This is a genomic window from Hominifimenecus sp. rT4P-3 (assembly GCF_051055405.1).
GTDB lineage: Bacteria > Bacillota > Clostridia > Lachnospirales > Lachnospiraceae > Pseudolachnospira.
In genome coordinates this window covers 2,807,349-2,822,745 of record NZ_CP167068.1, presented here as the reverse complement: position 1 = coordinate 2,822,745, position 15,397 = coordinate 2,807,349, and the positions used below count along the sequence as shown (strand labels likewise).

The window sequence follows — 15,397 nt, the reverse complement described above, 5'->3', positions numbered from 1 at the left end:
CATGAAGAAGAAACGGTTTTTGACGATTCTCGTCGTGGCGTGCCTTCTGGTAGGAGGCTTGTGGTTTTTACAGAAACTGCTGACGCCAAAGTATATCAACGACATTATTGAAGGACGCCTGATCGCGGACTACTATGACAATGCGGGCGGGAACGATGTGATTTTTGTCGGGGACTGCGAGGTCTATGAAAATATTTCCCCGATCACGCTTTGGGAAGAGTATGGAATTACCAGTTATATCCGCGGCAGCGCCCAACAGCTGATTTGGCAGTCTTATTATTTGATGGAAGAGACCTTAAAGTATGAGAAGCCGAAGGTGATGGTCTTTAACGTCCTGTCCATGAAATATGGAGAGCCTCAAAATGAGGCCTATAATCGGATGACGCTGGATGGGATGCGTTGGTCGAACTCTAAGGTAAAGTCGATTCAAGCGTCGATGACCGAGGAAGAGGATTTTATTACGTATCTGTTCCCGATTCTGCGGTATCATTCCCGCTGGAGCGAGCTTTCCGGGGAAGATTTTGAATATCTGTTTCAAACCAAGCGTTCTTTCCATCAGGGCTATCTGATGCGGGTGGATGTGCGGCCGGTTACTTCCGCGCCCAGCACGCCGCCGCTGCAGGATTACCGCTTTAGCGATACCAGTTACGAGTACTTGGATAAGATGGTAAAGCTCTGCAAGGAGAACGGTGTGGAATTGGTATTGATGAAGGCGCCCAGCATCTATCCCCACTGGTATGATGAGTGGGAAGAGCAGATGGAAGATTACGCCGAGAAAAATGGCCTGCGTTACATCAATTTTTTAGAGCTTTTGGATGAAACAGGTATTGACTTTGAAACCGATACGTATGATAATGGGTTACATCTGAACTTATCCGGCGCGGAAAAGCTTGCCAAGTATTTGGGAGCGGAACTTCAGGAGGCGTATCAGCTTCCGGATCATCGGGGAGATGCTGAAGTGGCTGCGAAGTGGCAGGAAAAGGCGGATTTTTATCATGAGATGGAAGCCGATCAGCACCGGGAGTTGGAGGAATACGGCTACTTAAAGAGTTATGGAGGCCGGAAACCTTCCGAATAGGAATAAGAAACTTGCCTGCAGATGGACCGGAAGGAAGATCTAGTGGGCGAAACATGAAAAAATGCAGGAGGATGCACGAGATGAAAAAGTTTGCAATTTTATTTGTAGCAATGTTGATTTTAGTGGGCTGCGGCGGTTCCGATGAGAAGGCGACGCCTTCCGCTGGCGGAGATACTAAAGCGGCGGATGCCACCAATGCGGCGGCTCCGGTGGAAAGCAAAGACGCTTATGTATTTCAGTCTGGGGACGTGGCGATTGCGATGAACGCTGAGGCGGCTCCGATTCTGGAAAAGCTGGGAAAAGAGGACAGCTATTTTGAGTCGGAGAGCTGCGCTTTTAAAGGGCTGGATAAGGAGTATACCTACGGCAGCTTTATCTTAAAGACCTATCCGATGGATGACAAGGATTACGTATCTTCCATTGAGATTAAGGATGATCTGATCTCCACTCCGGAAGGGATTTCCATCGGTTCTTCGGCGGCAGATGTGGCGAAGGCCTACGGCGAGCCGGCTACCGCTGGGAATTATAGCTACACCAAGGGCGACAGCACCCTGATGTTTGTTGTGAAGGACGACGCGGTCACTTCGATTCAGTATATGGCGATTACGGAGTAAGAAAGCTGTTTCCAAAAGATGAATACCGCGTTTACGCGAAAAAAGATGTAGGCTTTTGCTGTGCTTGGCAAAAGCCTCTTTTTTCAAAAATGGAGGAAAAGATGAATTTGCAATTTAAAAGGCTGGAAGCTGCGGATGTAGAACGGTTACGCCCTTATTTTGGCCTGAGATCCAACAAAACCTGCGACAGCGTGATTTTGGACAGTTTTCTTTGGAAGGATTTTTATGGCTGTGAGTTTACGGTGCTGGACGAGCGCGCCGTCTTGATGCAGAGCCATATTGGTGAAGAGTTTGAGGCTTCTCTGCCGATCTGCCGGGCAGAAGATATGCCCTTTTATTTTGATCTTATGGAACAATACTTTAACCAGGAATTAGGGCGGAAGATGAAGGTGATCTTTGCGGATGAAGACGGCGTGAACGCGCTGCACTTGTCCCCTGGCCGGTACCGAATAGAGGAAGAAGCGGATGCGGCGGACTATGTTTACGATGCGGAGAGCCTACGGACCCTTTCCGGCAAAAAGTATCACAAAAAGAAAAATCACGTCAACGCATTTTTGCGGGAATACGGAGATCGTTCGGAATATCGCCGCTTGGTTCGGGCAGACCGAGACTTGATCTGGGAGTTCTTAAGCCGCTGGCGGGAACAAAAGGGGGACGAAGCCGATATTCATCTGGATGGAGAGGCGGAAGGAATCCATGAAGTCCTTCGCCATATGGAGGTGCTTGGCACCTATGTGGCGGGCGTGTTTATTGATGGGAAGCTGGAAGCATTTACCATGGGAAGCTATAACCCGGTGGACCGCATGGCGATCATTCATATTGAAAAGGCCAATGCGGAGATAAGGGGACTTTACCCATGGATCAACCAGCAATTTCTAGTGCATGAATTTCCAGACGCTTTGCTGGTGAATCGGGAAGACGACGTGGGGCTGCCGGCGCTTCGAAAGGCAAAGGAATCCTATTATCCGGTGTTTATGGCGAAAAAATATACATTGACGCAGAATTAGGAGGCAGTATGCGATATCTAGAAAGCATCGAAGAGCGCAAAAGAACAAGGGCGCTTTGGGAAGAAATTTTTCCGGAAGATTCGGCATCGTTTCTTGATTATTATTATGAAGAGAAGGCATTGGAAAATGAGATTCTGGTGGAGGAAGCTGGAGATGAAATCGTTTCCATGGTACAATGGAATCCATACTCCTTGTGGGTCAATGGACGGCTTTGGGACAGCCGCTATCTGATTGCGGTGGCGACCAAACCGGAATATCGCCGTCAAAAACGGATGGCGAAGCTTCTGACCCAGGGGATGCGGGACCTGGCGTCAAAGGAAATGCCTTTTGTTTGGCTGATGCCGGCGAAGGCGGAGATTTATCTGCCTTTTGATTTTCGGTATGTGTATCAAAAATGGGAGGGCGATCTTCCCGCTGGAAGCGGCGGAGAGGGACTGTCGGTGGTTTCGCTCGCCCGCGAAGACTTTGCTGCCGCGGCTTGCTTTTTAGAAAGAGAACTGGAAGAGCGATTTTCCGTATTCCCGGAGCGCAGCGAGGAATACCTGCAAAGGCTGCAGAAGGAGGTCGCTTCGGAGGGCGGCGGACTGGCGGCGCTCCTCCAAGGGGAAGAGCTGGTCGGTATTTTTTCCTACTGGCCGGGAGAAGGAAACATGGAGATTCGAGAGCTGATCGTGGACGGTCGGTTCTTACCGGATTTTCTGCGGCTGAATCAGCCGCAAACAGCAGAGACCATGCGGCGGATCGATTCTTTGGCCGCGGCAATCCGGGACTATTTTCAGAAAAGCGGATTTGGCGGCGCCGTGAAGGGCGAAATCTCAGTGGTCAATACCGGTTGGCTGGGACAGGAAAAACCGGCGATCATGGCGCGGATTTGCAATTTTGCCGCATTTGTGAAGGAGATTCGTTCCTGGGGGCCGAAAACAGTGGTGTTACAGGTGCAGGATGAGTTAATACCGGAAAATAACGGCGTATTCCGGTGGGAGTTGACTTCTACAGATTCCCGGCTGATTCCTTCGCCGGGGGAGACGCCGGAACTTGCGCTTACCATTGGCGAGCTGACGGAATGGCTGTTGGGCGGGGACGCGCCGGAGGGATATTCGGAGATCATTCCGCCAAAGGGTTGCTTTTTTAGCGAGATTGTTTGAATGGCGGCGGTTTGGCTGCCTTGCCTGAGACTTTCGGGTGGAGGAATACGAAGGAGAAAGGGGCGCTTCGATGGATTTAAAAGTTTCTTTGGAACAAAAGCAGGTGCTTTCCCAGCGGATGATTCAGTCGGTAGAGATCTTGCAAATGAACGTGCAGGAGCTGGACGGCTTTCTAAAAGAATTGTCCATGGAAAACCCGCTGGTAGAACTGGAAGAATCCCACGAAGAACCGGCCGGGAAGAGCGAGCTGGTACGAAAATTGGAGTGGCTGGAAGCAGCGGACGAGCAGAACCGGATCTACTATGGACAAGAGCATGCGGAAGAGGAAGAGCGGGATGCCTGGAATTTTTCCACCGATGAGGGGGAAGATCTGCCCCAGTATGTGCTCGCTCAGCTGCTCCCTCTGGCAGAAAGTCAAAAAGAGCGGGAGATTTACCACTATCTGGCGTATTCTCTGGATTCCCGCGGCTATTTGGAGGGGATGCCGGAGTGTTTGATGGAGGATTTTAATCTGACGGCCGAGGACGCAGAACGTTACCTGCGTCAGTTTCAAACGGCGGACCCTGCGGGAGTCGGCGCTGCGGGCCTTGGGGAGTGTTTGCTGCTGCAGCTTTCGCGGCGGGGGGAAGAAAACCCGCTGGCAGAGGCGATTGTGAAAGATCATCTGGAGCTTTTGGGCAAAAATCAGCTTCCGAAAATTGCCGCGGCGACGGGCGCTTCTCTTGCGGACGTAGAGGATGCGTGCCGGAGGATCAAGGAGTTAAATCCGATTCCAGGCAGTGGATTTTCTTCCAGGGAGAACCTGAAGTATATTTTGCCGGACGTCACCGTGGTCAAGTTCCAGGATTACTTTGAAGTCCTTTTAAATGATAATTCCTACGCGAACCTGTTGATCAGCCCTTATTATGTTCAACTCTTAAAAGAAGATCCGAGTCCGGAAACTCAGAACTATATCGGAGAGAAGCTAAAGCAGGCCGAGTGGGTCGTATCCTGTATCCGCCAGAGAGGAAATACGTTGGCTGCGGTGGCGCGGGCCTTGGTAGAATTTCAGAAGGAATTTTTTGAGTGGGGGCCGGGACGCGTGAAGCCGCTGCGCCTTTTGGATGTGGCGGAAAAAATCGGCGTTCACGAGTCTACGGTAAGCCGCGCAGTGCGTGATAAATACCTTCAGTGCACTTGGGGGATTTATCCGATGAATTATTTTTTCACCCGCGGTGTGGCCGCCGGGGGCGAGACGGTTTTAACGCCGGAACTTCTAAAGGGGAAAATTCAGGAACTGATCGATGCGGAAGACAAAAAGAAGCCTCTGAGCGATCAGAAACTGGCGGATCTTTTGAAGGAAGCCGGCGCGGGGATTTCCCGCCGGACGGTCGCCAAGTACCGGATGGAGATGGGCGTGCCGGATGCCAGCGGGCGAAAGTGCTATCGGTAGGATTTGGTTGGCATACTCCTTTCTAAGCAAGAAGATAAAACTTGCTTAGAAGGGAGTTTTTTTATCATGTTTTCCCCTGTCCTGCATACAATTCATAAAGGATAGGGATTGGGGGGAGCAGACCGTGAAGCGAATTTTCCTTATGTTTCTATTGGCCTGTCTGATTGTATTCGGAGCAGGCTGCAGCAAGGAAAGCGAAAACAGATTGCAGGATTTGGAATTCACCGTAGTACCCGATGGAGAGATACCAGCGGAGCTGAAGGCAGCCATTGACGAGCGGAAACAGAATGATTTTAAGCTGACCTACAGTGCGGAGCAGTATCTTTATCTGGTCGTCGGCTATGGCGCTCAGAGCAGCGGCGGTTACAGTATTCAGGTGAAGGAGCTGTATTTGACCGACAGCAACATCGTACTGGATACAGAACTTCTTGGGCCAGAGGATACGGTGGAGTCCGGTTCGGAGGCGTCATATCCGTATATCGTGCTGAAGCTTCCGATGCGGGAAGAACCGGTTGTATTTCGTTAGGAGGAGATTATGGAATTAGAGAAAAAGAAAATCTATATGAACCGCCAAAAGGCCCGGATCGTGACTCAGATCACGATCGATGAAGACCGGAATGTTCCGGATGTGAAGCCGGACATGGAGCGGATTATTTTGCAAAGAGGCGAGGTGGAGCCGGAGGAAGTCCGCTGCCAGGAAGAAAAAGGAACCATCCGCGGGAAGTTAAAATATGATATTCTTTATGCGGCGGAGGGGGGCGGCGTTCAGAGCCTGTCGGGAAATCTGCCGCTTATGGAGCCGGTCCGGTTGGAGGGGGTGGATGATAAAGACACCCTGACATTGGATTGGGCAGTGGAAGATCTGGATATTGAGATGATTCACTCCCGCAAAGTACGGATTCGAGCTGTGCTGACCTTTACCATTACGGCAGACGGTTTGATACAAGAGGGTTTGGTGACCGCAGCCTCAGCGGAAGAACCTTTGGAGACCAGGGAAGAGCCTTATCAGATTACACGTATTGCGGTACAAAAGCGGGAAACTTACCGGGTCAGCGAGGAACTGGAAATTTCCGGGAACAAGCCCAATTTGGGTGAACTGATCTGGCGTGAGGTAGAGCTTCGGGGTACGGATTGCCGGCCTTTGGATGGAGCGTTGGCGATTCGCGGAGAACTGGCGGTTTTTGCCATGTATCAGGGCGACGGCGACCATATGCCGGTCCAATGGGAGGAATTCTCTGTTCCGTTTTCCGGGCAGGTGGATTTACCGGATAGCAGCGAGGAAATGATTCCAGATATCGACGTGCGTTTGATTCACAGCGATATGGAGCCAAAAGAAGATGCGGACGGCGAACTTCGGATGTTGGACACCGAGGCGATTTTGGAGATGCAGATCCGACTTTATGAGACGGAAAACATTACGGCGGTCTGCGATATCTATTCGCCTGCCAAAGAAGCGGTTCTGACGGAAAAGGAAACTTCTTTTGAGAAGATTTTGGTTCGCAACAGCTCTCGTACCAAGTTAAGCGAGCGGGTGAAACTGCCGGAGGGAGAGCGGATTCTTCAGATCTGTCATGGCAGCAGCAAAGTTTTGGTAGATCGAATCGGCGTTACCGAGGAAGGCCTGGAGATCGAGGGCGCCCTTCACGTGACAGTACTTTATACATCGGCGGACGATACGGCGCCGCTTCGGTCGGTAGATGCAGCGTTGCCGTTCCAGCACGTGATGGAAGCCAGAAATATTGACGCTTCTTGTACATATCGTTTGAAATCTGTGGCCGAGAATCTGAACGTCCTGATGCTCGGAGCCGATGAAGCGGAAGTTCGGGCTGGCATTATCCTGGAAGCGATTGTGTTGACCAGAGAAGATAAGACGATCCTGGGAGATGCCGAGCTGGTTCCTTATGATGAGGAAAAAATCCGCAAGATGCCGGGAATCGTCGGTTACCGGGTACAGCCGGGAGATACTCTGTGGAAAATCGCCAAGAAATTTTATACTACGGTGGAAGGGATTCGAGAAACCAATGAGGGGATTGGAGAAGAAGTAAAACCGGGAGATCGGTTGATTTTGATCAAGCAGGCGGAGGAAATTACGGCCTGAGTAAATGAAAAGCCCGTCCGATGTCCATGAGCCAAGAGGAGCAAGCTCCCCTGCTCATGGCCGCCGTCCGGGCTTTTTTAGTATGTATAGGGGATACATGGTATCCCCGTTTTATGCGGAAGCATCAGGAAAAGCGGTATATTTACAAAAGAGGTAACTCAAAAGTGAAAAACCTGATGCGTGTTGTGAATGGGCATACATTACTTTATGCGACTCCGCCAGTCCCGGTGTCGTCGAATTCTACCGGCGGTTTGGGGTCGTGATGCTCGTACGCTACCCTTCCTTCCGGAATGTCTGTCTCATCCATGTCTTTATCGATCTTTGCCACAAATAGGTATTTGCGGACCACAAACAGCAATGCGACGCCGGCGACGCAGAGCAGATTTTCAAACATCGTGGTCGGCTCGATAATCATATGTCTGGCCAAAGCAAAGAGCAGAACCTCTACCACGGAGTCCATATTGTGGCGGCAAAGCATCTTCAGGAACTCGATCCCAATGACGATATCCAACGTGATTTCGAGAAAGTGCATAAAAGAGCTGGACGGGGTCTCGAAAAACTGAAAAAAGAGTTTTCCCAGAGCGTAGCCGATCAGCAGGATGACAAAGCATGCAACGATGAGCTCCAGAAAAAAGGTGACTTCATACAACGATTTTTGAATTCTTTGGCGGCGCGGCCGATTTTTTGCGTGTCCTTCCATGTGTATTCCCTCCCAATATAACATAGTATATCAAAAGGAAAAAAGATGTGTCAAATAGATTTCATAAATAGAGATTTGAAAAAGGTGGTAAACTTTGAAAAAGCATTTGCATAAAGAGGGTGGAAATGCTATAATCTCTATAATAGCGGTTTTTCCCGGAAGACGGATGCCGCAAAAGCAAACACATGGATTGTGGGAGGTTGTTATGAGCGAAGAAATGATGAATCAAGAAACACCGGTGGAAACCATGGAGGACTATGCGGCAGAGTTAGAAGCATCTTTGAAGCAGGGCCCGCCCAACGACGATCCGGTATGGGATAAATTTGAGACGATGCTGAAAGAGAAAACCATTTTCCCGGTAAAGATCGACAGCGTGGTGAAAGCCGGAGTGGTTGCCTATGTAGATGAGGTTCGCGGCTTTATCCCTGCGTCGAAGTTGGCTGCCGGCTATGTGGAAAACCTGGAAGAGTACAAGGGTCAGACCGTGGAAGTTATGGTGATCACCGCCGACAAGGAGAACAAGAAACTGGTTCTCTCCGCGAAGGAAGTTGCCCGTCAGAAAGAAAAAGAAGAGAAGGCGGCAAAGATGGCTGCCTGCGAAGTAGGTCAGGTTTTAGAGGGAACCGTAGATTCTCTGATGGATTACGGCGCTTTTCTTGATCTGGAAAACGGTCTGTCCGGTCTGCTCCATGTTTCTCAGATCAGCTATAAGAGAGTAGAGAAACCCTCGGACGTGCTGAAAAAAGGCGATAAAGTTCAGGTGAAGATCATTGCCATCAAGGACGGCAAGCTGAGCCTTAGCATGAAGGCGCTGCAGGAAGCTCCGGTCAGAGAGAAGAAGGAGCGTGCGCCCCGCGAGCCCAGAGAGGAAAAGGAAACTTTTAACTATAAGGAGACCGGAAAGGCTTCTACAAGCCTGAAAGATCTGCTGGCTGGACTGGATATTAAAGGATAATAGAAGAGTATGAAGACAATTCTGAAGATTCTGGGCAGTTTGTTTGGCTTGATTCTGATAGCGGCTGTGGCCCTGGTGGCATGGCTGAGCTTGCGGGAATTTCGTCCAGAAGCCGAGGAATTTGTAGAAATCAAGGGTTCGGGGAATTCCCTGCTTCAAGCGGGGGATTCCCTTTCTTTGGTTACCTGCAATATTGGCTATGGTGGACTGGACGCAGAGCATGACTTTTTTATGGATGGCGGAACGGATGTGCGGGTGGAAAGCAAGGAGATCATCGAGCGGAATATGAAGGGCATCCGAGAACTGTTGGAGGAAGCAGACGGAGATATCTATTTCCTTCAGGAAGTGGATATTGATTCCAAACGTTCCTATGGGGTTCAGGAGGCAGAGTATCTCCTGGAAGGCTTAGAAGGCTCTGCGGTATTTGCGGCGAACTTTCTCTGCGACTATGTTCCATATCCCTTTCCAACGATTGGACGCGTGCATTCTGGAATTTTGACGGTAAACCCTTACCAGGCGGAATCCGCCGTGCGGATTGCTCTGCCCACTTCTTTTTCCTGGCCGATGCGAGTCTGTCAGTTGAAGCGCTGCCTGCTGGTGGAGCGGGTCCCCTTAGAAGGCTCCGATAAAGAACTGGTTCTGGTGAATTTGCATTTAGACGCTTATGACGATGGTACGGGAAGAGAAATGCAGACGAAACAGCTGGTGGAATTTTTAAATGCAGAATATGAAAAGGGAAACTACTGTATTGCCGGAGGAGATTTTAATCAGACCTTTTCCAATGTGGACCCGTCGTTGTATCCGGTACAAGACCGTGAGAATTTTTCGCCGGGCCTGGTGGAAGCTTCGGATTTTGGAGAAGGATGGCAGTTAGCCAATGATCCGTCGACGCCGACCTGCCGCCTTTTGAACCAACCTTATCATCCCGAAGACCCAAAGACCCAGTACTATGTTTTGGACGGCTTTTTACTTTCTCCCAATGTTACTTTGAACGAAGTACAGACCATCGACGGCGAATTTCGTTATACGGATCATAATCCGGTAAAAATCACAGTGACTTTAGAGAAATAGAAAGCCTGCTGTTTTCAGAAAAAATTAAGAAAATCTTCCTTAATTATAGGAAAACAATCTGATATGATAAAAAGAAAATAGACTATGGCTAAATCCCCAGAGCCAGGAAAGAAGGAGTGGAGAAAATCGTATGAAGAAGAGACTAGGAAAAATTCTCTGTTTTGCGATGGCGTGTATGATGGCAGCCAGCGGCTGTTCCGGCAGTTCAGAGGAGAGCGGAGAGACAGTAGCAGTACAGTCGGTGGCGATTTTGGCCGGCCTGGGCGGAGGCTTGCAGAACCGATATGCGGGTAAGGTAGTCTCCCAGGAAACTCTGGAGATCAAGAAGGATGAAAATAAGACGATCAAGGAAGTGTTTGTGGAAGCAGGCGCGGAAGTGACCGCAGGACAGAAATTATTTGCCTATGACAGCGATGAGATTAATTTAAGTATTGATCAGGCAAAACTGGAGCTGGAAAAGCTGGAAAACAGTATTACGACCATGGAAAAGCAGGTAAAGGAATTGGAGAAGGAGCGGAATAACGCGTCTTCCTCCGATAAACTTTCCTATACGATTGAGATTCAGTCGGTGCAGGCGGAAATCAAGCAGGCGGAATACAATATCAGCGCAAAAAAGGTAGAGATTGAGCGTCTGGAAAAATCCTTGGAGAACGCGGAGGTTACTTCCACCATTGACGGCGTCGTGCAGAGCGTCAATGAAAACGGTTATGACAACTATGGAAACCCGCTCCCTTACATGGTTATTATGCAGGTCGGAAACTACCGGGTAAAGGGAACGATCAACGAGCAGAATGCCGGTCAGCTTCCGATGGGAAGCCCAGTGATTATCCGTTCCCGTATTGATGAGAATCAGACCTGGAAGGGCATGATTGACAGCATTGACTGGAATACCACGGAAAGCGGAAATGAAAACAACGGTTATGTGATGGTATCCGGCGGAGGCAGTGAGATGACCCAGTCCTCCAAATATCCCTTCTACGTTACTTTGGAAGACGGGGAAGGACTGATGTTAGGGCAGCATGTGTATATCGAGCTGGACGAAGGGCAGGAAGAAAAGAAAGAAGGCCTGTGGCTTTCCTCTTACTTTATTGTTCAGGACGGCGACGACGCTTATGTATGGGCGGCGACGGAGAAGGATAAGCTGGAGAAGCGGAAAGTTACTCTTGGTATGCATGATGATACAACCGATGAATATCAGATTACGGATGGCTTAACCGCACAGGATTATATTGCGATTCCGGAAGAAGGCCTAAAAGAAGGCCAGAGCGTCACCAGATATGACGACGGTTCCTTTGGCGGCGGTATGGATGTGACGCCGGATATGGACGGCGGCGCTATGATGCCGGAAGGCGGCGATGTTGATTTTTCGGAAGGCGGTATGGATATGCCGGAAGGCGAAGAAATCGACCTTTCGGAAGGCGAGATGGTCGACTTCCCTGAAGGTGGTATGCCCGAGGGCGGCGAGGGAGAACCTGCAGCGATGCCTGACGGCGATGCAGAGCCGGATGCCGGTGAGGACGCTTCCATTCCGGGAGGGGAAACTCCGGAGGGTGAAACGGAGGCCGGCGTATGATCTTAGAACTAAATGGAATTTATAAGGACTATCTGCAGGGAAAGATGGTAGTTCCTGTGTTGAAGGATATCAATCTCTCCGTGGAAGAGGGAGAGTATATTGCGATTATGGGGCCTTCCGGATCGGGAAAAACCACATTGATGAATATGATTGGCTGCCTGGATGTACCGACCAAAGGCACCTATCTGTTGATGGGGGAAGATATCTCAAAAGCCGGCGAAAATAAGATGGCCCAGATTCGGAATCAAAGCATCGGCTTTGTGTTTCAGCAGTTTAATTTATTACCAAAATTAAGCGCGCTGGACAATGTGGCGCTGCCTCTGCTTTATGGCGGCGTCAGCAAATCGGAGCGGCGGGAACGGGCAAAGGCCGCCCTGGAAAAGGTTGGATTGGGAGATCGTCTGGCGTTTCGCCCCAACCAACTCTCCGGCGGACAGTGCCAAAGAGTTGCGATTGCCCGGGCGATTGTGGGAAATCCGAAGCTGCTTTTAGCGGATGAGCCTACGGGTGCCTTGGATTCGAAGTCCGGCGAGCAGGTGATGGAGCTGTTCCAGCGTTTGAATGACGAAGGGGCGACCATTGTGATGATTACCCATGAGCAGGAAATCGCGGACTATGCGAAGACCTTATATCATATCCGGGATGGCGTGCTGCAAAGCAGCGGCCGGAAAGGAGGCGCTGATGAATAAGACCGGAAAGCGTGTATTGATTGGCGGCCTGGTTGTTGCCTTGGTTGGAGGCCTCGCGGCGGGCGGAGTATATCTGGTAAAGAACCAGGAGAAAGATCCTATCAGCGTATATTCGATTATGGACGTCGGAATGACGGAGTACTGGGGAGACCAGTCGCAGACCTACGGCAGCGTCTCTACAGATAAAATGCAGAATGTATACGTCAGTACAACGCAAATTATCAAGGAAATTTATGTGCAGGAAGGGCAGGAGGTAAAGGTAGGCGATCCTTTACTTGCCTATGATACGACTCTTTCCAGCCTTTCCCTTGAGACAAAGCGTCTGGAAATTGAAAAGTTAAAACTCTCCCTTGAAAAAGCCCAAAAGGATTTGAAGAAGATCGAAAAGTATCGTCCAGGCGTACCGATATCCGAGAAGGATCAGGTAAGCGGCGGCACGGGACTTGGCGGTTTCACCCAGACTTCCACTTCTCTGGGCAAGGGAGGAATTGCCTTTGCAGGAACCTTGGATTTGGGGGAGCCAGCGGTGGGCGGAGTAACGCTGCTATCTCAGGTGGAACCGCCTGTGGGAGATCAGCCGGAACCATCGGAATCGCCTTCTCCAGAAGAACCGTCTTCTCCAGAGGATGAACCATCTTCGGAAGAACCGTCGGGACCGGAACAGCCTCTGGAACCGGTGCTGGTTCGCGGCGACGGAAGTCCGGAACAGCCTTATCTGTATCTGTGGAGACTGGATCTTTCCTATACGACGGACTTCATCCGCCAGCTGTTAAATGGGAAGAACGAGGCGATCGCAACCTTTATGCTTCGGGAGAACGACAGTCTGGAAGCTGCTTGTATCAGCAGCTGGAAGATGAAGTTTACCAATAAAGACGGCGTTCTCAGTTTTGTGATGCTTGGCGTAGCAGGACCGGAATCGGACCCGTTGTTAGAAGCGGAAGACCCCACGGAACCAGGCGATCCGGGGATCATCGATCCCATTGGTCCGATTGGCCCCAGCGGGCCAAGTTATACGGCTGCTGAGATTGAGAAGATGAAATCCGATAAGACCATGGAGATCCGGGACATCAACCTGAATATCCGGGTGGCTCAGGTGGAATATGATAAGCTGGAAAAAGAACTGAACGACGGTACGGTCTATGCGGAGTTTGACGGCACCATAAAGACCGTGGGAGATTCGGAGACGGCTGCTGTAGAACATAAACCATTGATTACGGTTTCCGGCGGAGGCGGCTATTATGTTCAGGGAACATTGAGCGAGCTGGAGTTAGAGACGGTAAAGGTGGGCCAGCCGGTGACCGTGTCATCCTGGATGAGCGGCGAGTCTGTGGAAGGCACCATCCAGGAAATTTCGGATATACCGACTCTCTACGGCAATAATTACGGAAATGGGAATACCAATGCCTCCTACTACCCCTTCACGATTTTTATTGATGGGGAAGCGGCTTCCTTTGAGGAAGGGGATTATCTGGACATTACTTATACGCCGCAAGCAGCGGAAGGAGAGAATAACTCCTTGTATCTGCAGAACATGTTTGTCCGCAGCGAAAATGGACAGAGCTACGTTTTGATCGCAGGAAAGGACGGAAAGCTGGAACGGCGCGACGTGGTGACAGGAAAAGCATTGTACGGATCTTACACAGAAATTCGTTCTGGAATTACCGCCGAGGATAAGGTTGCATTTCCTTATGGAAAGGATGTGAAGGAAGGCAGCCCGACCAAAGACGGGAATCTGGAAGAGTTTTATCAGAGTATGTATCGCTAGGAAGGGGGAGTACGCATGTTAGAAAATATATCTTTGGCCTTCCAGGGAATCTGGGGACATAAACTGCGGTCCTTCTTGACGATGCTGGGAATTATTATCGGTATTGCATCCATCATTTCCATCGTGTCTACGATCAAGGGGACGAATGATCAGATCAAACAGAACCTGATCGGCGCGGGGACCAATGCGGTAAAGGTACAGCTATATCAGGGGGATGGCACGTTTGACGTGGCCTATAACACGATTCCAGAAGGAGTAAATCCTCTCAGCGAGGATACCAGAGCAGAATTGGAAGCGCTGGATGAGGTGGAAAAGGCGTCCTTTTATACCAAAAGAGACTATTCCGGAAATGTTTTTCATAAAAATCAGGCATTTACCGGAACGCTGCTTGGCATCGATGAAAATTATTTTGACGTTTACGGCTATTATGTACAGGTAGGACGGAACTTTACGGAAGAGGATTTTGGCTCTTTTCAAAAGGTAGCGATCGTAGATCGTATGGCGATTTCCGCATTGTTTTCTGGGGATAATCCGGTTGGAAAAACCTTAGAAATCAACGGGGAGCCCTACACCGTAGTGGGTGTGGTGGACCAAAGCTCCCAGTTTGAGCCGGTCATCAACGATATCGGGGATTATAATCTGTACATGAACAATTCCAGCGGGGCCGTCTTTATTCCAGGAAGCACCTGGCCGATCGTTTTCCAGTTTGACGAGCCCCAGACCGTGGCGCTGAAAGCGGCTGGAACCGACGCCATGACCAATGCGGGAAAGAAAGCGGCGGATATCTTGACCGGGACGCTCAATGCCTCCAGTGAGTTGAAGATGAGCTATAAGAGCGAGGACCTTCTGGAACAGGCGAAACAGCTTCAGGAATTGAGTACTTCGACGAATCAGCAGTTGATTTGGATCGCCAGCATCTCTCTTCTGGTAGGTGGTATCGGCGTTATGAATATTATGCTGGTATCTGTAACCGAGCGTACCAGTGAGATCGGTTTAAAGAAAGCAATCGGAGCCAGAAAGAGCCGGATTTTGATTCAATTTTTGACGGAAGCGGCTGTGCTGACCAGCCTAGGAGGCCTGGTTGGCGTTGGAGCAGGCATCGTCATGGCGAAGGTGGTTTCTGGCGTGGCGGGAACGCCGGCGGCGATCAGTGTTCCGGCAACGTTGATTGCAGTGGCATTTTCGATGATTATTGGTTTGATTTTTGGATTGATTCCAGCGGTGAAGGCTTCTAATTTGAATCCAATTGAAGCGCTTCGCAGGGAGTAAA

14 protein-coding genes are annotated in these 15,397 nt (G+C 50.1%); 13 read left to right on the top strand and 1 reads right to left on the bottom strand.

Annotated elements, in window-relative coordinates:
* Position 1 precedes the first annotated feature (1 nt).
* From ACCC71_RS12980 to ACCC71_RS12950, 7 genes are all read left to right on the top strand, one after another.
* Positions 2 to 1,078: an SGNH/GDSL hydrolase family protein gene (locus tag ACCC71_RS12980; RefSeq protein WP_434310051.1), complete on the top strand. Its 1,077-nt coding sequence runs from the start codon at positions 2 to 4 to the stop codon at positions 1,076 to 1,078.
* Positions 1,079 to 1,158: 80 nt separating this feature from the next.
* The gene (locus ACCC71_RS12975) at positions 1,159 to 1,692 is read left to right on the top strand and encodes a hypothetical protein (RefSeq protein ID WP_434310050.1); all 534 of its coding nucleotides are present in this window, start codon (positions 1,159 to 1,161) and stop codon (positions 1,690 to 1,692) included.
* A gap of 101 nt (positions 1,693 to 1,793) precedes the next feature.
* Positions 1,794 to 2,699: a DUF2156 domain-containing protein gene (locus ACCC71_RS12970; protein ID WP_434310049.1), complete on the top strand. Its 906-nt coding sequence runs from the start codon at positions 1,794 to 1,796 to the stop codon at positions 2,697 to 2,699.
* A gap of 8 nt (positions 2,700 to 2,707) precedes the next feature.
* Complete coding sequence (locus ACCC71_RS12965; RefSeq protein ID WP_434310048.1) at positions 2,708 to 3,844, top strand: GNAT family N-acetyltransferase; 1,137 nt, start codon at positions 2,708 to 2,710, stop codon at positions 3,842 to 3,844.
* Between the two features lie 70 nt (positions 3,845 to 3,914).
* Complete coding sequence (gene rpoN / locus ACCC71_RS12960) at positions 3,915 to 5,276, top strand: RNA polymerase factor sigma-54 (RefSeq protein WP_434310047.1); 1,362 nt, start codon at positions 3,915 to 3,917, stop codon at positions 5,274 to 5,276.
* Between the two features lie 124 nt (positions 5,277 to 5,400).
* Entirely contained in the window at positions 5,401 to 5,802 is a 402-nt protein-coding gene (locus tag ACCC71_RS12955; protein ID WP_434310046.1) for a protease complex subunit PrcB family protein, read from the top strand.
* A gap of 9 nt (positions 5,803 to 5,811) precedes the next feature.
* Positions 5,812 to 7,374 (top strand): DUF3794 and LysM peptidoglycan-binding domain-containing protein, encoded by a 1,563-nt coding sequence (locus ACCC71_RS12950; protein WP_434310045.1) that lies wholly within the window; start codon positions 5,812 to 5,814, stop codon positions 7,372 to 7,374.
* 205 nt (positions 7,375 to 7,579) lie between these two features.
* Here ACCC71_RS12950 and ACCC71_RS12945 read toward each other — a convergent pair whose 3' ends face one another.
* The gene (locus ACCC71_RS12945) at positions 7,580 to 8,074 is read right to left on the bottom strand and encodes a hypothetical protein (protein ID WP_434310044.1); all 495 of its coding nucleotides are present in this window, start codon (positions 8,072 to 8,074) and stop codon (positions 7,580 to 7,582) included.
* 205 nt (positions 8,075 to 8,279) lie between these two features.
* Here ACCC71_RS12945 and ACCC71_RS12940 point away from each other — a divergent pair, with 205 nt between their 5' ends.
* From ACCC71_RS12940 to ACCC71_RS12915, 6 genes are all read left to right on the top strand, one after another.
* A complete protein-coding gene (locus ACCC71_RS12940; RefSeq protein WP_434310043.1) occupies positions 8,280 to 9,029 on the top strand; it encodes a S1 RNA-binding domain-containing protein in 750 nt (249 codons plus the stop codon).
* A 9-nt stretch (positions 9,030 to 9,038) separates the two neighbouring features.
* On the top strand, positions 9,039 to 10,100 hold the full coding sequence (locus ACCC71_RS12935) for an endonuclease/exonuclease/phosphatase family protein (RefSeq protein WP_434310042.1): 1,062 nt from the start codon (positions 9,039 to 9,041) through the stop codon (positions 10,098 to 10,100).
* Between the two features lie 130 nt (positions 10,101 to 10,230).
* Positions 10,231 to 11,673, top strand: coding sequence for an efflux RND transporter periplasmic adaptor subunit (locus tag ACCC71_RS12930; protein WP_434310041.1), 1,443 nt, complete (start codon positions 10,231 to 10,233; stop codon positions 11,671 to 11,673).
* Positions 11,670 to 12,362, top strand: a complete 693-nt coding sequence (locus ACCC71_RS12925) for an ABC transporter ATP-binding protein (RefSeq protein ID WP_434310040.1) — start codon at positions 11,670 to 11,672, stop codon at positions 12,360 to 12,362. The genes ACCC71_RS12930 and ACCC71_RS12925 overlap by 4 nt, the downstream gene beginning before the upstream one ends.
* The gene (locus ACCC71_RS12920) at positions 12,355 to 14,127 is read left to right on the top strand and encodes an HlyD family efflux transporter periplasmic adaptor subunit (protein ID WP_434310039.1); all 1,773 of its coding nucleotides are present in this window, start codon (positions 12,355 to 12,357) and stop codon (positions 14,125 to 14,127) included. The genes ACCC71_RS12925 and ACCC71_RS12920 overlap by 8 nt, the downstream gene beginning before the upstream one ends.
* Before the next feature lie 15 nt (positions 14,128 to 14,142).
* The gene (locus tag ACCC71_RS12915) at positions 14,143 to 15,396 is read left to right on the top strand and encodes an ABC transporter permease (protein ID WP_434310038.1); all 1,254 of its coding nucleotides are present in this window, start codon (positions 14,143 to 14,145) and stop codon (positions 15,394 to 15,396) included.
* Position 15,397 lies beyond the last annotated feature (1 nt).